The sequence below is a fragment of the Methylosinus sp. RM1 genome, from assembly GCF_011378635.1.
Lineage (GTDB): Bacteria > Pseudomonadota > Alphaproteobacteria > Rhizobiales > Beijerinckiaceae > Methylosinus > Methylosinus sporium.
The window spans coordinates 44953-63604 of record NZ_WOVC01000025.1; the positions used below are offsets into that span (position 1 = coordinate 44953).

Annotated in this window: 16 protein-coding genes and 1 pseudogene; 16 read left to right on the forward strand and 1 reads right to left on the reverse strand. The window is 63.3% G+C overall.

The window, feature by feature from the left end; all coding sequences use genetic code 11:
• The first annotated feature begins 6 nt into the window (after positions 1-6).
• The 16 genes and pseudogenes from FMZ75_RS15730 (at position 7) to pip (ending at position 15963) form a co-directional block, all read left to right on the forward strand.
• Complete coding sequence (locus tag FMZ75_RS15730) at positions 7-1167, forward strand: type IV pilus twitching motility protein PilT (protein WP_161915307.1); 1161 nt, start codon at positions 7-9, stop codon at positions 1165-1167.
• A complete protein-coding gene (gene icmT / locus FMZ75_RS15735) occupies positions 1167-1415 on the forward strand; it encodes an IcmT/TraK family protein (protein WP_159729461.1) in 249 nt (82 codons plus the stop codon). The genes FMZ75_RS15730 and icmT overlap by 1 nt, the downstream gene beginning before the upstream one ends.
• Positions 1412-1810: a hypothetical protein gene (locus FMZ75_RS15740; protein ID WP_166144098.1), complete on the forward strand. Its 399-nt coding sequence runs from the start codon at positions 1412-1414 to the stop codon at positions 1808-1810. The genes icmT and FMZ75_RS15740 overlap by 4 nt, the downstream gene beginning before the upstream one ends.
• Positions 1807-2337 carry a lytic transglycosylase domain-containing protein gene (locus tag FMZ75_RS15745; protein WP_166144099.1) on the forward strand — a complete coding sequence of 177 codons (531 nt, stop codon included), beginning with the start codon at positions 1807-1809 and terminating at the stop codon, positions 2335-2337. Before FMZ75_RS15740 ends, FMZ75_RS15745 begins: the two co-directional genes overlap by 4 nt.
• A complete protein-coding gene (locus FMZ75_RS15750; RefSeq protein ID WP_166144100.1) occupies positions 2337-3470 on the forward strand; it encodes a hypothetical protein in 1134 nt (377 codons plus the stop codon). Before FMZ75_RS15745 ends, FMZ75_RS15750 begins: the two co-directional genes overlap by 1 nt.
• Before the next feature lie 61 nt (positions 3471-3531).
• Positions 3532-3951 (forward strand): hypothetical protein, encoded by a 420-nt coding sequence (locus FMZ75_RS15755; protein WP_166144101.1) that lies wholly within the window; start codon positions 3532-3534, stop codon positions 3949-3951.
• Between the two features lie 28 nt (positions 3952-3979).
• Positions 3980-6298 (forward strand): type IV secretory system conjugative DNA transfer family protein, encoded by a 2319-nt coding sequence (locus tag FMZ75_RS15760; RefSeq protein WP_166144102.1) that lies wholly within the window; start codon positions 3980-3982, stop codon positions 6296-6298.
• Between the two features lie 8 nt (positions 6299-6306).
• Positions 6307-6837 (forward strand): DUF2726 domain-containing protein, encoded by a 531-nt coding sequence (locus tag FMZ75_RS15765; protein ID WP_142863960.1) that lies wholly within the window; start codon positions 6307-6309, stop codon positions 6835-6837.
• A gap of 43 nt (positions 6838-6880) precedes the next feature.
• Positions 6881-7477 carry a phospholipase D-like domain-containing protein gene (locus FMZ75_RS15770; RefSeq protein ID WP_142863961.1) on the forward strand — a complete coding sequence of 199 codons (597 nt, stop codon included), beginning with the start codon at positions 6881-6883 and terminating at the stop codon, positions 7475-7477.
• 193 nt (positions 7478-7670) lie between these two features.
• Positions 7671-8369, forward strand: a complete 699-nt coding sequence (locus tag FMZ75_RS15775) for a TIGR02117 family protein (RefSeq protein ID WP_142863962.1) — start codon at positions 7671-7673, stop codon at positions 8367-8369.
• Positions 8370-8723: 354 nt separating this feature from the next.
• Positions 8724-9863 (forward strand): RNA ligase RtcB family protein, encoded by a 1140-nt coding sequence (locus FMZ75_RS15780; RefSeq protein WP_142863963.1) that lies wholly within the window; start codon positions 8724-8726, stop codon positions 9861-9863.
• A complete protein-coding gene (gene prfH / locus FMZ75_RS15785; RefSeq protein WP_142863964.1) occupies positions 9860-10480 on the forward strand; it encodes a peptide chain release factor H in 621 nt (206 codons plus the stop codon). The genes FMZ75_RS15780 and prfH overlap by 4 nt, the downstream gene beginning before the upstream one ends.
• Before the next feature lie 26 nt (positions 10481-10506).
• A complete protein-coding gene (locus tag FMZ75_RS15790) occupies positions 10507-11859 on the forward strand; it encodes a hypothetical protein (RefSeq protein ID WP_166144104.1) in 1353 nt (450 codons plus the stop codon).
• Positions 11860-11905: 46 nt separating this feature from the next.
• On the forward strand, positions 11906-12784 hold the full coding sequence (locus FMZ75_RS15795) for a HEAT repeat domain-containing protein (protein ID WP_166144105.1): 879 nt from the start codon (positions 11906-11908) through the stop codon (positions 12782-12784).
• Between the two features lie 181 nt (positions 12785-12965).
• Positions 12966-14770: pseudogene (locus tag FMZ75_RS15800) on the forward strand (PQQ-dependent dehydrogenase, methanol/ethanol family).
• A 236-nt stretch (positions 14771-15006) separates the two neighbouring features.
• Positions 15007-15963: a prolyl aminopeptidase gene (gene pip, locus FMZ75_RS15805; RefSeq protein WP_166144106.1), complete on the forward strand. Its 957-nt coding sequence runs from the start codon at positions 15007-15009 to the stop codon at positions 15961-15963.
• Positions 15964-16140: 177 nt separating this feature from the next.
• Here the strand turns inward: pip and FMZ75_RS15810 are convergent.
• A partial coding sequence (locus FMZ75_RS15810) for an AAA family ATPase (RefSeq protein ID WP_166144107.1) occupies positions 16141-18652 on the reverse strand: 2512 nt, incomplete at its 5' end.

Genomic DNA, 18652 nt, shown 5'->3' on the forward strand with positions numbered 1-18652 from the left:
GTCCTTATGGTCGACGAATATTGGAATGGCGCAGGACTTCGCTGGGTCGCGGATCCGCGAAAGAGCGCGCCCGGCCTGGATTCGCTTCTGACCTGGGCCTATCGCTCGGGCGCTTCGAAAGTCTCTTTTCAAACGGGGCATTGCCCGCGGCTGAGGATCTACGGCCGCAATCGCAGGGTCGGAGATGGGGCGGACGAGGACGAGGCGATCGGCGATACGACGGTCGACGAGGCGGAGATCGCACAGATCGTCAATCATCTCTACGGCGCCGACGGCATGGCGCATATGCAGGGCGGCGGCGAGCTCGATACGACCTATGAGATCGCCTTGAGCCGCACCGAGCGGCTTCGCTACCGGCTCAATGTCACCTCGACGCGCAGCAGCCGCAGGTCCGGCGTCAATATCGTGCTGCGTCCGATTCCCGGATTGCCCCCGTCGCTGGAAGAACAGCTCGTCGAGCCGGGGATCATGGAGGCGTTTCGTCCCCGAAACGGCATGGTGATCGTGTCGGGCGGCACGGGTTCGGGAAAGTCCACGCTGATCGCCGGCATGACGGTCGCAAAGCTTTTCGACCCGGATGGGCATTACGACATAATCGAAGGCGCCGCTCCGGTCGAGTTTTTGCTCGATCGCGTCAAGAGCCCCAGCTCGACGATCAACCAGAGCGAGATCCCGCGCGATCTTCCGACTTTCGAACTGTTCATTCGTGGCTGCATGCGACGCGAGCCGACCGACATCATCGTCGGCGAGTGCCGCGATTCCGTGACGATGAGCGCCGCCATTCAGGCGGCGATCTCCGGGCATACGCTGACGACGACGATCCACGCCAATGACGTCGCGCTGACGATGCAGCGCATCGCGAGCCTCTGCCCCTTGGCCGAGCGCGAGAATTTGATCAGCGCCGTCGCGCAGTCGCTGCGGCTCGTCGTCAATCAGAGGCTGACGCGGTCTCTCGACGGAAAGCGCACGGCGCTGCGCGAGTTCCTCGTGTTCGATCGCAAGCTCCGCAATCGCTTTTTGGAGACAGACCCGGCGCAATGGCCGGGCCTGACGCGCCGCGCCATCGAAGAGCAGGGACAGTCTTTTGCGCAGGCGATCGACAGGGCCTTGCGGGATGGCCGCATCAGCGAGGAGACGGCGGCGCACGAATTGAGGGAGGAAGCCTGATGTGGCGAAACACCGCTCTGCCGACTCGTATCTTGTTTCTGGACGGGCGAGCCTGCCTGCCCCTGCTGGTCTTCGTCGTCTATTGGAGCTGGCTCACTTTCTACATTGCGATCGGCGGCATGACCTTTTTCATCGTCGTCAGCTGGGCGGGCCTCACCGTGTCGTCGGTCTTGCGGCTCCTGCGGCGCATGCTGATCGGGCCGGTGCGAACCGCTGTTCCGACCTGGAAGCGCAGGAGGGCGGCATGATCCTGGATATAGCGGATGTCGAGGCTGTGCTCGAGAAGCTTCTGCGGAAAGGCGCACGGCCGGTGCTGTTCGAGGGCGTGACCATACCTTTCGACGTCGCCGCCGCAGCCGATGGATTGCTGCCGCTGTTCCTCCTGACGGGAGAAGCCTTGTGGCGGGAAGTCAAGGGCGAGGGTTTCGGACTGACGACGCAGCCCGACGAAGGCGCTCTCCTCGGCTATCGGCTCGCGATGATCAACGCCGGCTCATTCACAATGGCGATGCTGGCGACGATGGAGGCGATCTCGCAGGCCTGCGGGCCGAACGGGATCGTGGTGGAGAAGCTCGGCGATGTCTGGTCGGCGTCGAACGAACGCGTCGAGGCCGACCAGCGAGGTAAGGAACAGCGCCAATGAGACGGATTTTCATAACTCTGGCTTTCTCACTCGCCGCCGCGGCGCCCGCGCGGGCGGCCGACGATCTGGCGAAAGGGAATTACGTCAAGGCGTGCATCGACGCGGCCGCGCACGCCCATTCGATCCCTCCCGAGGTTCTGCTGATCCTTCTCAACGTCGAGAACGGGCGGCTCGGCGCCGTCAGCCAGAACACGAACGACACCGTCGACATCGGTCCGATGCAGGTGAACCAGATCTGGGTGCCCAAGCTCGCCGAACATTGGCGTGCGTCGCGGGAGGCCACCTATCGCGCTCTCCGGGATGAATTCTGCGCCAATGTCGAAGGCGGCGCCTGGATTCTGCGACAGGCGCTCGACGAGGCGGATGGCGATCTCTGGGAGGGGATCGGGCTCTATCATTCACACAATGAACGGCACAAGGCCACCTACCGCCGCCTGGTCCTGGCGCAAGGCCGGCGTCTGCAACGCGAGGCCGCCGACGAGATTGCCTCGGCCGACAAAGGCGCCGTCACCGTCGGAGCGAGGTGATGTCGGTTTCGCACGCGTCACAGGGCAATGTGAGCGACGGCGCCGCGTTCTTGATGAGCGTCGCCGTCTTCGTCGTCGGCGTCGGCTTCGGCGGCTGGTATCTCTGGGAGGAGCAGCACGCCGCGATCAGCGCGATCGTCATGCAAGGCCTGCACGGCCAGATGAGAGTCATCCATCTGTTCACGGATCGCTACGACGTCGCCGACGCGCAGCTTCTCGCGACCAATCCGGCGACGGTGAAGTTTCCGCAGCTGCTTCGACTCGCCCGCGAGATCGGGCGCTTCTTTCTCCTCCCCTCGATGGGCCTCGTTCTGGCGCTCGCCGCGGTCTGCGCGAGTCGCGCAGGGGCGAAGCGCTTTTCCCGGCCGCTCGATCTCGAAGCTTTGATGCGCGAGCAGCTTCGATCCTTTCGGACGCCCGCCGCCTACGTGCGCAGACATTTGGGGCTCGTCGACATCGACCCGGGCAAGCCGCGTCCCGCCGATCGCGCTTTGACCCGCGCCGAATGGATCGAGCGCTGGGCGACGGACGACAAGGGCGCTTACAATGCGGCAGGGGCGCGGGCGGAGCTGACGCGCCAGCTCGGCTCGGCCATGCGCGACCCGGCAGAGGCGCCGCCGCATATTCGCTGCCTATGGGCGGCCTTCGCCCTGCATCGGGCGCGGCGCCACGATGAAGGGCGGCGCTTTTTGGGCGATCTCTCCTCGGCGCTGGGGGGGACGGGCAAGGAAGGCCGGACCGGCCCCGATCGCGCCCTCGCATTCCCGGTCGCCCTGGTCGAGCGAGCCGATCATTGGCTGGACGACCGAGATTTGCGCTTTCCTTTGGCGGAAGCGATATCGGCGCATGGCTTCACGACCACGGCGACGATGAGCGCCCTCCTCGCCGCGCGCACGGAAGGCGGCGTTCTCCCGCCTGCGGAATTCGGGTTCTTGAAGCTCGTCGATCGACGGCTCTGGTACGCGCTGCACTCCCTGGGCTTTCCGGCCGATATGTTCGACCCGCTCCTTCACCCGACGCCGCTCGTCGAAGCGATCGGCGCGCGTGACCATTGGGCCGCGGAGCGGATCGCTGGCGCGGCGTTGCGCGTCGCCTCGATCGATAATGCGCTCGCGGCCATCCAGAAGCTCTGACCCGCCTTCTCATTCGCGCAGAGCGCCTCGACCATGCGTTTCAGGAAGAACCGAGGAGATCATGATGGACGAGGCGATTTCCACTGACGAGAAAAGAATCGTTTTCGAGACGCCGCACATTCACATCGACCTGCATGTGCATTTGGACGGCCCGCTGGGCGCCCCGGTCTCGGCGGACCGGCGAGCGCCGATCGGCGCCCTGACCGGCGGAACGAGACGTTCTCTGCTCACGACGCTCGTCGTCGCATTCGGCGTATCGGCGGTCGCCTTTTTGGGCTTCCGGGCGGGGAGCGTCTCCTCCGAGCAAAAGCCGCTCGTCGCGAGCCGAGTGGCCGCCTCGCCGGACGCCGCGTCGTCGGTCGCGCCATTGCCGGACGCTCTCGCGCGCGACCTGCAGCGGCCCCCGCAGATCACGCCCGCTCCGGGGACGCCGGCGGACGCGGGCCGATCCGGTCCGGCCGCCTTCGGCCTGCAGCAATGACGCAAGCGCCGACATCGGGGAGAGCGGCATGATCCCACGCGAGATTTCCGGGCCGCAGGAACGGTTCGAGCGGTCCGGCGCGCAAGCGCTGCGCGATCTGCGGCCGATGTCAACGCGCGTCTGGGGCTCGCTGATGAGCGAGTTTTCCGGCGCCATGCTCAGCGTCGGCGCCGGGCTCATGCTGCTGGAGCCAGCTTCGGTCGATCTGATCGTCCCCGCGGCGATCGGATATGCGGCCCTCGTCCTGACGCGGCGCGTCGAGCTGCCGATGCGGCTTCCCGAGAGCGCCGGCGTCGCCGACTGGAACTATCCCGACCCCAAGAACCGCGCGCCGCGCATGGCGGCCGGAATCATTTATCTCGGTCGCGACGTCGCCGGCCGGGAATTATGGATCACCGCCGAGGACGGCCGCCAACATGCGACCATTCCGGGGACGACCGGCGCCGGCAAGACCACCGCCATTTTGGGCTTCGTCTCCAATGCGCTGACCCATGCGAGCGGCTTCGTTCTCGTCGACGGCAAGGCCGACCACACATTGTTCGGCGAGGTGATGGCTCTCGCGCGCCGGTTCGGCCGCGAGGACGATGTGCTGCACCTCAATCTCCTGGTCGCCAGCGGCAGCAAAGAGAGCAACAGCTTCAACCCTTTCGCCACAGGGAACGCCGATGCGATCCGAGAGATGGTGGTCAGCCAACTCGGCGAGCAGGCCGCTAATGACTCGAACGGCGTGTTCCGCAGCCGCGCCGTCGCCTTGATCGGAGCGGTGATCCCGGTTCTGACATGGATCAGAGATCACGCCGGCATTCCGATCGACATAGAAAAGATTCGCGACGCGCTGGAGCTCCGTGTGATCTGGAAGCTCGCCGTCAAAGGCCACTATGAATTGCGCGATCCTGCGACCGGGAAGATAAGGGACATTCCGCTCGATCTGCCGCAGGATGTCGTCTATCCGCTGCTCGCCTATCTCGGCGAGCTTCCGGGCTATGACACGGACCTCGACTACAACAAGCAGAAGTCGGACGATCCGTCCAAGCAGCACGGCTATGCGCGGTTTTATTTCACCGAGATGTTCACGCAGCTCGGCGTGTCGCTCGGGCACATATTCAAGGTCGAGCAGGGCGACATCGACATGCGCGACGTGGTCTTGAACCGGCGCATTCTCGTGGTCTCCCTGCCGGCGCTGGAGAACTCCTCCGACACTCTGGCGGGGCTCGGCAAGATCGTGGTGACGTCGCTGCGCGGCATGATGGCGCAAATGCTCGGCATGCCGAAGGAGCTGCTCGGGATGGAGGCGCCCTATCATATCGTCTTGGACGAGCTCGCCTATTATGCGACGAGCGATCTCGACCGGATGATGGCGCAAGGCCGCAGCCTGAATATCGCCTTCTGGCTCGGATTTCAGGAGGTATCCGGGATATTCGCGCGGCTCGGCGAGAAGACCTACACGCTGCTCGGCAACGCCAATCTGACCGCAGCCATGCGCCAGCAGGACGCCAATCGCACGCGGGAATGGATCGAGGAGACCTCGGGCAAGACGGATGTGGCGCAGGCGACGAGCTTTCGCGGCGGCGACATCGGCGTCTATCACGACACCCGTCAGGCCGACGTTCGTCAGGTGTCTCGGGTGAACTGGCGAGACCTGCAGAGCCTCATCGAAGGCGAGGCGATCATGCTGTTCGGCGGCCGCCGGATCTACGCCAAGGTCTTTCATGCGAAGGTCGACAAGTCCGGGCCGAAGCCGCTCGTCAGGCGCTTGTCTCTCGCTCCGCCCGCCCGCGCCGATCTGGAGGCGAAGCTCGACGCGGTCCGCGTGATCGCAGCCCATATCGAGAATGGGCTGGTCTTCTCCGGCGGCCGCGAGCCCATGGAGCCGACGCTGAGGGCGATATACGAAGCCTTTCGCGACGCGAAGGCGAATGGAGGCGATCGGGACGCCTGCGTGGACGCGGCGATCCGCGCCGCGGGCGAAGTTCCGTTCGTGCCGGGCGAGGAGAGGCAGGGCGCGGCGGCTCGCCTCCTGGCCATGCTCAAATCGGCGCTGCACGGAACGGGCGGCGAGGCCCCGGGCGGTGTTCGGCCCAATGAGCCTTTCGACACGGCGCTCTTCGAGAAGATCGTCGAGATCGAGGCGGCGATCGGCGAGGACGAGCCGGCGGCCCGAGAGCGCGCCGCGGCGCTGCTCGGCAAGATCGACGCTATCGTGAAGGAGACCGAGGGGACATTGCCCAGCCGGGAAAATCGGGAGAAGCTGAGAGCCGATTTAGCGGCGATCACGTCGATGATCGCGCCGAACGCGGCGGTGCCGGAACAGCCGACGCCGCGGCGGCGAGTGGAGGCTTCCCCGTGATTGCGTCGATGCGGCTTATCGATATCGAGCATGTCGTAGCGACAGCGCTGGTCGTCTTGCTCATTCTCGCGGTCGTCGCGTTCATCGGCTCGCGGCGGCCTGCCTATCTGCGCGGGCGATTTCTGACGCCAAATGAGAAGCGCTTCCTCGCCGTCTTGGACGAGGCGGTCGGAGGAGGCTATCGCGTTTTTGCGCAGGTGCGGCTCGCGGAACTCGTCGACGTCGATCTGAGCGCGACCAGCGCGAAGCGACGCGCGGCGATGAACAAGGTGTTCGGGAAGAGCATCGATTTTGTCATTTGCGATTCCGCCAGCCTGGAGCCCGTCGCGGCCATCGAGCTGGACGACAGGACGCATGCGCTGCCGCATCGCCGGGAGCGGGACATATTTGTCGACGCCGTGTTCAGCGAGATCGGCATCCCACTGTTGCGCGCGAGAGCGCGACGCGCCTACACCGTTGCGGCGCTCCAGACATTGCTGCGTGAGGCCGGCGTCGCTAAAACAGCCCGCTTCGGTCTTCGAACGATCGCGTTAGAATGAAAATCGTCGCCCGAGACCTTAGGATTGACGGGAGCATTATCGAATGTTCATTCGCCTGTCGCTTTTTGCCGGCGCGCTGGCTCTTGTAGCACCGCCATTCGTTTCGGCGGCCGAAGCGCCCGAAATCCATTATGCGCCCACCGAGAATCTGGAACGCTTGGATGTAACGCTTCTGCGCGCGGCGCGCGTCAAGATCGATCTCGCCGCCTATTTGCTGACGGACCAGCCCGTCATCGACGCATTGATCGACGCGCATCGACGCGGCGTCGCGATCAGAATCGTTCTGGACCCCAGCCAGTCGAGCGATCTCGATCGGCTGCGAGAGGTCTCGCAAAGCCTGCGCACGAGCCCGCCCGGTCCTTTCATGCATCTGAAATCCTACGCCGTCGACGACATGCTGTTGCGAACTGGCTCCGCGAATTTCACCGCGTCGGGGATGAAGCAGCAGGACAATGATGTCGTCATCATCCGCGATCGAGCGGCCGCCCAAACGTTCGAGGCCCGTTTCGAGCAAATCTGGTCGGCCGCAAAGCCGATCATTCCTCCCGGCCCCGCTTTCGCCTCGCGGGTCGCAGCTCCCCCCTTCGACGAAATCGACAGCGCCGGCGAACTGCGAGATCAAAGGGAACATCAATCGTAGTGGCGAGCGGATATTCCATAAGCCCGGGGAGCCATTCTACGCCCGCGTCAAAATCGACCATAATGCCGGAGAGCGCTGGTTCTGCACGGAGGAAGAGGCGGTCGCGGCGGGTTGGAGACACGGTCGCGTCAATTGATCCCCTGCGACGGAATGCTTTTCGAAGCCGGCAGAATTCGCGTAGACGAGAGCGGCCATGTCATTGCAACCTTGGTTTAGACGGTCCATGCGCCGCGCTGCGCGGGCCTTCGCCCTCATCCTCCTCGCGCCGCTCGTCCTCACCGCGCTCTATCTCGCCGTCGCAGCGATCGCGAGCCGTACGCCCGTGAACGACGACTGGCGCGAGCCGGATGGCGGCATAACCATCTACGTGCAGACCAATGGCGTGCACACCGGCGTCGTCGTGCCGGCGAACGCCGCCGGCGTCGATTGGAGCAATCGCGTCCACCCGGGCGATGCGGCTGGTTGGTCGACCACGCCACGCTGGCTCGCTTTCGGCTGGGGCGATCGGGACTTTTATCTCAACACGCCGACCCGGGCGGAGTTTTCACTCCTCCGAGGACTGAAGGCCGTGACGGGGCAGGGGGCGACACTGGTGCATGTGGACCTCCTCGAGGACGTCCGTCCGGGTGAGATGGTTCGTCCGCTGCGGCTCACACCCGAGCAATACCGCCGCCTCTCCACCTTCATCGATGCGACGTTCGCAGACCGGCGCGAGGTCATTCACGGCTATGGCCAGAACGACGTCTTTTACGGCGCGCGCGGCCATTATAGCGCGTTTCGCACCTGCAACGCTTGGACGAGCGAAGCTCTGAGCGACGCCGGCGTTCGCACGGCGTTGTGGAGTCCATTCGATGACGGCGTCATGCGCTGGGCTCCAAGATTGGATAGGTGAGCGTGGCGTGAATGCGCCTTTCCTACGTCATATCAAAGCGGTGCGCGCCGATAGTGGGGAAGACAGGGTTCAGCGGAAAGGAGATCGGGAGCGAGCGGTCGATCGCCGCGAGAGACGCTAGAGTCGAGATCTATTGCGCTGGGATCTTGAAGCCCTTCGCGTATTGTGCTCTACCTTTACAAAGGCGTTGAGCATTCGCTCCGCCGTATGAGAGGACGACCGATGAAAGCCATCATCAGCCGCTCCTTAAGGAGCCCGACCGCCTAAGTCCCTGCGAGACGCGGAGATTGGCGTATCGACGCGCGTCGCTTTCATGACGCGTGGCTTCAGACGTTTCTCAATGAAGAGTTCTGCATGGGCAATCTTTTGTCCGTGGACGGCTGCGCGCCGATCCACAGCTACTACTCGTCCAACAACTGGATCGAGGGCGCCGCCGTGCGCCAACTCGAAGACGTCGCGGCGATTCCGGGGGTGATCGCTGTCGCCGCCATGCCCGATCTGCATCCGGGCAAATATGGCCCGGTCGGCTGCTCCATTCTCGCCGACAAAATCCATCCCGCATTCGTCGGGGCAGATGTCGGCTGCGGTATGTCGCTCTTTGCGCTCGACGTTCCGGTTCGCAAAATTCGCGTCGATAAGGCCGCCGAGCGATTGCGCGCCATTGAGAGCCCGTTTGATGGAGACGTCGCCGAGCAGATCGAGAGAGCGGGACTTCCGGTGTCGGATTTCGACGGCGCGCTCGGCACGATCGGTGGAGGAAACCATTTCTGCGAGCTTCAGGCCGTGGAGGAGGTGTTCGTCCCGGAGGCCGGCCTCGATCGTGACCATGCCTACGTTCTCGTTCATTCAGGCTCTCGCGGCCTCGGCTACGCCTTACTGGAGCGCGAATTGTCGACCGGATTAGCGCCTCTCGACCCAGACAGCGCGAAAGGCCGAGCATATATGCAGGCCCATGACCACGCTTTGCGATGGGCGACGGCGAACCGGCGGCTCATCGCCGAACGGGCCGCGCACGCCTTGCGGTGCGAGGCCGAGCCGGTCTGCGACTGCTCCCACAATTGCGCGGGACTATGCGCCGCCGGCGTCCTTCATCGCAAGGGAGCCGCGCCAGCTGACCGGGGACGAGTCGTCGTTCCGGGTTCCCGGGGCGCCTTGTCCTATCTCGTCGAGCCGCTAGCCGGCGCGCCTGAAGAAGCCTTGGCGTCGATTGCGCATGGCGCGGGTCGAAAATACGACCGCGCCTCGATGATGGGACGTGTCGGCGCGACCAAATCGGATCGGGAGCGTTTGACGCGCAATCCATATGGTGGACGGGTCGTATGCGAAGATCGCGCGCTTTTGATCGAGGAGGCGCCGGAGGCCTACAAGTCGATCAAGACAGTCATCAACGATCTCGAAACATTCGGCTTGGTGCGGATCGTCGCCAGCTTTCGACCGCTGGTGACATTGAAGAAAGTCATCGGACCGGAGTCACGCAAGGAGGGCCGCCGATGATCCGACTGCTCCTCACATCTGGTCATGGGCCAGCGGAGTGCCGCATGGCGCTGGCTCACGTGTTGCATCGCCTCCATGCCGAGTCCGAAGCAACGGGCTGTGAATGCGACATCGCCGTGGTCGAGCACCCCGACGGAGCTGGCCCAGGCTCCGCGATCGCAATTCTGTCTGGCGATGGCGCCGCACTACTCGCTCGGCGTTGGACAGGGGGAATCGTGTGGGTATGCAAAAGCCCGCTGCGCCCGCGCCACCCACGAAAGAACTGGTTCGTCGACGCCTTCGAGCTGCCGTCGCTGCCGCCGCCTCCCGCCGTCGCGCTCGCGGACGTGCGGTTCGAGTCGTTCCGCGCCGGCGGACCGGGCGGCCAACATCAGAACAAGACCGAGAGCGCGGTGCGCGCGACACACGTTCCGACCGGCGTCAGTGCGACTGCCCGGGAGGAGCGCTCTCAGCATCGCAATAAGGCGCTGGCATTGGGGCGGCTCAACGTGTTGCTCGACTTGCGCGCTCGTCTGCGGGAGGCGGGAGAAGAACGGCTGATCCACGGAATGCATCGCGATGTGCGACGAGGCGCCGCCACGCTGCGATTCGAGGGAGTCGAATTCAAACCAGTGTAGTTCGTCTACGACTTTGGGATGATCTCATGACATTTGAAGAGTGGCCGGCCCAGTCCGGCGTTACTGCTTCCGAGATGGCGGCGCGGTTCAAGTCCTCATTGCGAAGAGGATCGGGACGTGCTGCCCTCCTGCTCGAAGCCGACCCGACGAACGAAGAGTTGCAGTCTATGCTCCTATCGGCATGCAAGACGAACCTAACTTACGATCCTCAGTGCGAGGAAGAACGCGCGCCGTATTTGTACCGTCTCATCACTTTGACCCGGCGGAGCGATTTTTTCTGGACGGAGCTATCGCGCTGTTTGGACAACTTCGACCAATCGAGTACGGAGAACATAGCTCAAATATACGGCGTCCTTTGCCTCCTTGCGAGCGGTCAGACCGACCACGACCATCATTCCTTGCAAGAATTTCTCGCGCGCGAAGCCATTCGAAAGGCGGAATTCGAACATGTCGGACATCCATGCGGCGAGCACCTCATTCGGCTCGACGGACTGGCCGCCTTTCTCGAGCTGATCCATCTCTATCACGCTGAGCTGCTGGATAACTTCGAGGCGCAAAGCGGCTGGGCCTACCGCGCATGGGTCGAAGCGTTGAGTGTGAGAGACGGAGTTCAAAGCGCCGCCGCCGCGTTGGAGAGGGCGAGATCGAGCTCCCCCGAATTGGACTTGTTGATATCGCTCGATGTCGATACCGCATCGGTCGATCGCACCCTCGTCAAGCAGCCCAACGATGCGGTCGACTATGCCGCGGCCAAAGTCGGACTCGATCCGAAGAAGGGCTTTTCCCTATTCTGGATCAAGTCCGCTTCTGCCGATGACCTGTTGGCGGCGGCCTCTGATCTCATTCTCGAGACCGACGCAATGAAAATTCGGGCATATCTACGGATTTTCACCGCGCGCGATTTCCCTTTGAATCCCGAGCCCCTTTTCGCCATCGTCAAGGGCGCGAATCCACGAAACGCATGGCAAGCGACCAAGGCCATTGGGAGGCTCCACGACCACCGGATAAGGGACCTTGCATTCGAGCTCCTCGATGGCCTGGATACCCCCAGCGCCATTCGACTGCTCCGCAGCAACTATCAACCTGGGGATTTCGTGGCTATCGAGCGTGCAATACGCGAGGCTGATCCACTCGACGACAACGGATGGCATAGCGTCGGGTTGGCAGTTCTTGACCTTATCGAGGCCGCCGCCATTCCCCCGATCGAGAGCCGCGACATATTGCTCAGTCTTTACGAAAACATCCCGTGTTCCCTATGTCGCGAGGAGGTCGTGAGGAAACTGCATGATTCCGATCTCGCCCCGAGGTGGATGTTGAAGGAATGCGCGTTTGATGCGGAGCCAGAGACTGCGGAAATTTCTAAACGAAGCAGCGGCTAGCGTCTCGTTTCCCTACGTCGCCACCACGTTTGCAAGGCAGTAGTCGATGGCTGATGAAATCAAAAGATCGCTGACGGAAAGTGAAATCCGTGATCTTGTCGAAACCGCAGTCGCGCATTTCGATGATCCGGATCCAGAAGATGACTTCGCCCTGTCGCCGGCTTGCGATGCGATAACGACGTTGCAGCGCAATGGGGATCAGTCGGTCTTCGAGGTCTGCAGCGTTCTTTGTAGAAGCGCCAATTCGAGGGAGCGATCCGTGGGAGCAGCGATCCTCGGCCAATTGGGATATTCCCTGGAGCTCCTACGTGATCAGCGATTCGGCCTGCTGAAGGAAATGCTCGAACGGGAAATGTCGGGAGGCGCCGATCCAGAAATGCTCACGGAGATCTGCTTCGCGTTTGGTCATCTGAAGGATCCGCGTGGCGTTTCCGCGGTCGTTCCTCTTGCCCGCCATCCTTTCTCGTCCGTGCGTTTTGCTGTCGTCTATGCGTTTTCCGCACAAGACGACCCTGTTGCGATCACATGGCTGATCGAATTGTCCAAAGACGAGGATCCGCACGTGCGGGACTGGGCTACCTTTGCCCTCGGCCAAGAAATCGAGGCGGACAATTCGGAAATAAGAGACGCGCTGCGCGCCCGGTTGACGGACGTCGACGTCGACACACGTTTGGAAGCGATATCGGGGCTTGCACGCCGCAAGGATAAGAGCGTGATCGATCACATCATCGCGGCTCTCGAAGCGGGCGAGGTTGGAGCCGTAATTTATCAAGCCGTGACCGACCTTGCGGATCCAATTTTCTGCATGCACCTAATGGGCACGAAACAGTCTGGCCAGGAACTTCCGAAAGTTGTTGCGGAATCCCACTATCTTCGATCGGCGTGGCAGGCGGCGGTCTTGGCTTGCGGATGCGACGCTACCTGATTACGAGACGCTGAATGTGGCAGTGTCTGCGGCGTTCGCTTTCCGTCATAATTCCGCTTTCGCCAGCCCGAGCGAGGAAGATGCGCCATAAGTGGCCATCCCCGGGGAAAGGCCGTAAAGCTTGGGTTGTATGTCACATTTAGCGGTAATTGGGACGGCTATGGGGAAGGTCGATTTCAAGATGCGACAGGTCTTCGCGCTCGCAACGCTCGCAACCCTCCTTCTCCCCGCCCGCGCCGAGGAGCCGACGACATTCCGGCAAAACCCTAAGGAGTGGCGCTCGCAGGGCGGCAACGGCGCCAATTGGCGCTATTCGCCGCTCACGCAAATCACGCCGCAGAACGCCGGAAAGCTGCAAGTGGCGACGATTGTTTCCACGGGCGGGCTGCGCGGCCACGAAGGCGCGCCGCTGGTCGTGGATGACGTCGCCTATTTCACGACGCCTTTTCCGAACGGGGTGTTTGCCCGCCGTCTCACCTATAACGCCGATAAAATTCTATGGCGCTATGTCCCTCGGCAAGATCCCTCGATCTTGAAGAAAATTGGCGGCGACGCCGTCAATCGCGGCCTCGCCTATGGCGACGGTAAAGTCTTTTTATCCCAGCTCGATACGAATCTCGTCGCAATCGATGCGAAATCCGGCACAGTGATATGGTCTCGCACCAACGGCGATCCGCAAATCGGCGAAACCTCGACCAGCGCGCCGGCGCTTCTCAAGGATAAAGTTCTGGTCGGTCTTTCGGGCGGCGATTTCGGCGTGCGTGGCCATGTCACCGCCTATGACGCCAAGACGGGCCAGCGCCTTTGGCGCGGTTATTCGACCGGCCCAGACGCCGACACGCTGATCGACCCTGAAAAGACGACGCATCTCGGCAATCCGGTCGGCAAGGAGGCCTCGCTTGCGAGTTGGCAGGGCGAACAATGGAAGATCGGCGGCGGCGCGCCCTGGGGCGCCTTTTCCTACGATGCCGATCTGAACCTCGTCTACTATGGCACGGGCAATCCGGCGCCCCGAAACGCCAAACAGCGTCCCGGCGACAACCGATGGACATCGACCATTTTCGCCCGCGACCTCGACACCGGCACAGTGCGTTGGCTCTATCAGGTCACGCCGCATGATCAGTGGGATTACGACGCGACGAGCGAGATGATTCTCATCGATCTCGACATTGACGGCGCCGCTCGCAAGGCGCTCGCTCATTTCGACAAGAACGGCTTCGCCTATTTTCTCGACCGCGCCACGGGCGATCTCTTGTCGGCCGACAGATTTGGCGCCCACGTCAATTGGGCGAGCAAGATCGAACTCGACAAGAACTCGCCTTTTTATGGCCGGCCGCTGCTCGTGGATGAATATACGCCAGAGATCCGCGGCGAAGATGTCAACACGAAGAGTATCTGTCCGTCCTTCTTGGGAGCGAAAGGGCCGCAGCCCGCAGCTTATTCGCCAAACGAAAAATTGTTTTATCTACCGCTCACCACCAAATGCATGGACAACGAGCCTTACGCCGTCAGATATGAACCCGGCAAGCCTTATCTCGGCGTGACAACCGAAGAGTATGAGGAATTTTCTGTGACGAAAGCTAGCGACCGCCGGGCCTGGGGAGGCGGCGCCCTCGTCGCGTTCGATCCGACATCGAAAGCCGTTCGCTGGTCGCTTCCCGAACGACACCCCCTTCGTTCGGGCGCGCTCGTCACTGCGACAGGCGTCGTCTTCTCTACGGCACGATGGAAGGCTATTTGAAAGCGGTCGACGGGAAGACCGGCAAGGAGCTCTGGAGTTTCCACACGGGCTCGGGAATCGTCGGCGACGTCGTCTCCTACGAGCACGGCGGCAAGCAATTCGTCGCGGTGCTGTCGGGCGTCGGCGGGCTTGTCGGACTGGAGTTGATCGATCTCAAGCAAGGCGTCATGGACGGCCCGATCCGCAGTTTGCCCGACTACAACGCTCGCGGCGGCATTCTGACCATATTCGCGCTGCCGAATTGAGGACGCTGGCGTTCGAAGCGGTCGGGTCCAAGGCAAAGTGGAGTTGGCCAACGAATGGCTGCAGCGGGCCAAATTGGAGCCCCGGGCGCAACGGCCCCCAAGCGCCACGAGCTGCCGCCGGCGAATTTCCGGCGATCGGGGCCGCTCGTTTAGGGATTTCGGGTGAGCGTGGGTAGAGCGCCTGATATTCCCGTTGGCCGAAGGGCAAATCACCCGCTGAACAAAGGAGCGCGCAAATGTCGGGGCCATTCCCCCACATCGAACCCTATGGGAGCGGCATGCTCGATGGAGGCGATGGGCATCAGGTCTACTGGGAGTGCTGCGGCAATCCCGCTGGGAAGCCTGCTCTTTTCCTGCACGGCGGTCCAGGTTCAGGCTGTTCGGCGGGTCAGCGGCGGTTCTTTGATCCTCGCCTCTACAGTGCCGTGCTGCTGGATCAGCGCGGGTCAGGGCGCAGCCGGCCGCTGGCGAACGAACCCGACGCGGACCTCAACAGCAATACTACTGCCCACCTCATCGCCGACATCGAGGCGTTACGCGAGATGCACGATGTGAATCGCTGGGTCATTTTGGGTCTGTCGTGGGGGACCACTCTCGGCTTGGCATATGCCCAGGCTTACCCGCACCGCGTGAAAGCCCTGGTGCTGGGCTTCGTAACGACCACGTCCCGGCGCGAGGTGCGATGGATCACCGAGGATGTCGGACGTATCTTTCCACAGGAGTGGGACCGTTTCGCGACCGCCGTCCCAGAGCACTTGCGACGCCTGCGGCTCGTCGATGCCTACGCCACCATGCTCGCTGACCCCGACCCCATCATTCGCGATAACGCTGCACGCGAGTGGTGCGCTTGGGAGGAGGCACACATCTCACTAACACCAGGGCACATTTCGGACCCGCGCTACGAGGACCCGAAATTCCGCCTGCGTTTCGCGCGGCTGGTTACGCACTATTGGCGGCATGCGGCCTTCCTTGAAGAGGATCAGCTCATCCGCGACGCTGCTAAGCTCAATGGCATCCCCGGCGTGTTGATCCACGGACGCTACGATGTTAGCGGACCATTGGTGACAGCTTGGCAACTCTCTCAGCGATGGACGACCAGTCGGCTGCGAATACTTGACGACGCTGGACACGGCGGCGGTAAAGATTTTATGCCGCTGGTTCTCGGGGCCTTGAAAGAGTTCGCGGGACCATAGTCACGCACTCGGGGTCGCGTGTCTAAATTTAACCGATACCTACAGATCAGCTCTGCCGTCGATCCGTGGCGCACCCCAAGCAAATGAGCGCGCCGGCGGCCGCTAATACGCTGAGTCGGCGCGGCGCATTGAGCTCTCTATATGTTGTGGCTCCCGATCGAGCGGATAGGCACAGTTTCATCGAAACGGCGACGGAGAGGGCCGAACGATAGAAGGGGCCGGCGAGGGAGGCTCGGGCCGGTGCTTGTCGAGGCGGGACTCGAGGTTCTTTTTCGCCTCGCGCAATAGGGCGGCGTTTCCCTCGACGCCGGCGGCGAGATCGGCGATGTGGGGCGCAACTTCTTCCGTGGCGATCTTCGAGCGCACGCGCTCTCGCGCCATTCGGCCAGGATCCAAGGCGTCGGCGGGTCGCCGGTGAAACGTGCGGCCCTGCTCGATGAAGGAATCGATCGACCGCTCTTGCGTGCGCCGGCAGGCCTCGACGAGATCGAGGGCAAGAGATTTATAGGGCTTGGAGGCCATATCGGCGGCGGTCCGCTTCCAAAGATCGTCCGCCTCGATCGGCTTGGCGTCGCCGAGCGCGCGGCTGCGCCTCTCGGCCTCATGGACGGCCGCCTCGGAAATCATCGTCCAGGTCGTGCCCCTGGCGCGGCTTTCCGCGACATAGGCCTTGAAGGCCGTAATACCGGCGCTGCCGCGCGGCAGGGCGTCGATATGCTCGTCCGAGGTGACGCCTTGTGCCGCGTCGATCGTCAGCGCATGGCCGAAGCCGAGCATCAGCCGCTTGGTGACGGGATCGGTCAGACGGCGCCATTCGACCTCACCGATCTGGCCCTTGGCGTTTTGCAGCAGGAGGCCGCCGGCGGTCTTGCCCATCACCTTCACGACATGGCCGTTATAGCCGATCGGGCCTTCCTTGCCGTCGATCTTCGCCCATGTGTAGCGGTAGAGGCGCAGATGGTCGCCGGTGGCGATCGGCAGGTCGAAGGCGTGCGGCTCCTTCGCGCCGCGCGGCGTGATCGCCTTGTAAACTGTCTCATCGGCGCCGATCTCGCCGCGCGCTTTGAGCCGCGTCCGGATCGCCATGCTGATCGCGGCGGCGTCCTCATTGGTCGGCGCGGAGATCGTGATCCCGCGCTTCGAGCCGGCGGCGTCGAGAATGTCCCGCCGGCTGACATAAAAATCGGCGATCTTCGCGGCGACCTGGTCGAAGTCGCCGCCGATCAGCATGGCCGTTCCCTCGGCGCGCTTCATCGCGAGGGCGGTCTCGGCCTCGGAGTCGCGGAACATGCCGGCGATCTGGCGGTCTCGCCGATCGACCTGACGGACGGCGGTGAGAAGCTCGGGTTGCGCCGATTTCGGCAGAGCGCGGCGCAGGATTTCGATCGTATCGCCGGCTTCGATCGCCTGCGCCTGCTCGCGGTCGCCCAGCGCCTTTATGGTCATGCCGGTCTCGGCCTGCAGCTCGAGCAGCCGCAGCATCGGCCGCGGCGCGATCTGGCTGATCTCGTCGATGACGAGGATCGTGTTGCGGGTCGGAACGAACTCGCCGGCCTCGACGGATTTGAGGAATGGCTCGAGCGCCCGGGTCCGATCGATGCCGGCGTCCTGCAGCGCGTCGGCCTGCCGCCATGCGGTCGAGACGCCGACGATCTCGCGGCCCGAGGCGTCGAAACGCGTGTCGGCCTTCCAGGCGGCGACGAGAGGCCGCAGCAGCGTGGATTTGCCCGCGCCGGCGACGCCGGTGAGGAGCGACAGCGCGCCGCCCTGGCCGAGCGCATAGATCGCGGCCTTTTGCGCGGCGCCATGCTCCGGCTCGCTGTCGAAATCGAGCCCCGAAGCCTCTATGGCGCGGCGGATGTCGCCGGCCGCCAGCGCGCCGGACGTGTCGAGCGCGGCGCGCGCGGCATGGTCGCGGAGGCTCTCCTCGACGCGGATCTGCGCGGAATTGGTGACGCGGAGCACCTGTCGGGGCTCGTCCTCGGGATTTTCGCGCTTCGCCCAGGCGGCGACCAGATCGACGTGCTCGCCGTGAAGGTCAATTCCCTTGCGCTCGATCAGCTCGACGACGCGGTCGATATCCTTGACGCCGCCGGCGACGCCCACGCCGATCAAGCCGCGCGCCGCGTGGATGCGAAGACGATCATGGTCGATGGCGGCGGCCGTGTGGAATTCCTCGGCGAGATGTTTCGCCGCGAAGGCGTAGGCCCGCTCGAAGCGCTCCTCGTTCGACAACGCGGCGATCCTCGCGTCCTCCATGACGGTCGAGTGTTCCCAGCCCATCGCCTCGGCCTGGTCGCGCCAGATTTTGTGATCGGTCTTCTCGCCATGCTTTGCGAGGCGGGCGGCCGCGGCCGCTTCGCGGAGGATTTCCGCTTTCTTTTCCGCGGAGATGTCGTCCCAATCGAGGCCTTGGCCAGCCGCGAAGGCCTTGGCGTTGCGCAGGACTTGATGCGTGCTCTTACTGAAGGCCTCATTGGCGAATTGCGGGATGGCGAGGATGACGGCGGCTTGCTCCTTATCGTCATAGGCGACGCGAATGCCGAGCGCGCGCAGCTCATCGGCGAGGACGGCCTGGGCGAAGGCTCCAAACTCGTGGACGCGGGCGTGGAGGCGCTGGGTGTCGAGCGAGCCGATATGGCCTTCGCCGGTAACGACCAGATTGAACAGCGCATTGTGGATGTGATCG

Coding starts and splice junctions, on each gene's coding strand:
- pip (WP_166144106.1), top strand. CDS start 15,007: ATGTCGGGGCCATTCCCCCACATCGAACCCTATGGGAGCGGCATGCTC.
- FMZ75_RS15730 (WP_161915307.1), top strand. CDS start 7: ATGGTCGACGAATATTGGAATGGCGCAGGACTTCGCTGGGTCGCGGAT.
- FMZ75_RS15745 (WP_166144099.1), top strand. CDS start 1,807: ATGAGACGGATTTTCATAACTCTGGCTTTCTCACTCGCCGCCGCGGCG.
- FMZ75_RS15740 (WP_166144098.1), top strand. CDS start 1,412: ATGATCCTGGATATAGCGGATGTCGAGGCTGTGCTCGAGAAGCTTCTG.
- FMZ75_RS15765 (WP_142863960.1), top strand. CDS start 6,307: ATGCGGCTTATCGATATCGAGCATGTCGTAGCGACAGCGCTGGTCGTC.
- FMZ75_RS15760 (WP_166144102.1), top strand. CDS start 3,980: ATGATCCCACGCGAGATTTCCGGGCCGCAGGAACGGTTCGAGCGGTCC.
- FMZ75_RS15755 (WP_166144101.1), top strand. CDS start 3,532: ATGATGGACGAGGCGATTTCCACTGACGAGAAAAGAATCGTTTTCGAG.
- icmT (WP_159729461.1), top strand. CDS start 1,167: ATGTGGCGAAACACCGCTCTGCCGACTCGTATCTTGTTTCTGGACGGG.
- FMZ75_RS15750 (WP_166144100.1), top strand. CDS start 2,337: ATGTCGGTTTCGCACGCGTCACAGGGCAATGTGAGCGACGGCGCCGCG.
- FMZ75_RS15780 (WP_142863963.1), top strand. CDS start 8,724: ATGGGCAATCTTTTGTCCGTGGACGGCTGCGCGCCGATCCACAGCTAC.
- FMZ75_RS15770 (WP_142863961.1), top strand. CDS start 6,881: ATGTTCATTCGCCTGTCGCTTTTTGCCGGCGCGCTGGCTCTTGTAGCA.
- FMZ75_RS15795 (WP_166144105.1), top strand. CDS start 11,906: ATGGCTGATGAAATCAAAAGATCGCTGACGGAAAGTGAAATCCGTGAT.
- prfH (WP_142863964.1), top strand. CDS start 9,860: ATGATCCGACTGCTCCTCACATCTGGTCATGGGCCAGCGGAGTGCCGC.
- FMZ75_RS15775 (WP_142863962.1), top strand. CDS start 7,671: ATGTCATTGCAACCTTGGTTTAGACGGTCCATGCGCCGCGCTGCGCGG.
- FMZ75_RS15790 (WP_166144104.1), top strand. CDS start 10,507: ATGACATTTGAAGAGTGGCCGGCCCAGTCCGGCGTTACTGCTTCCGAG.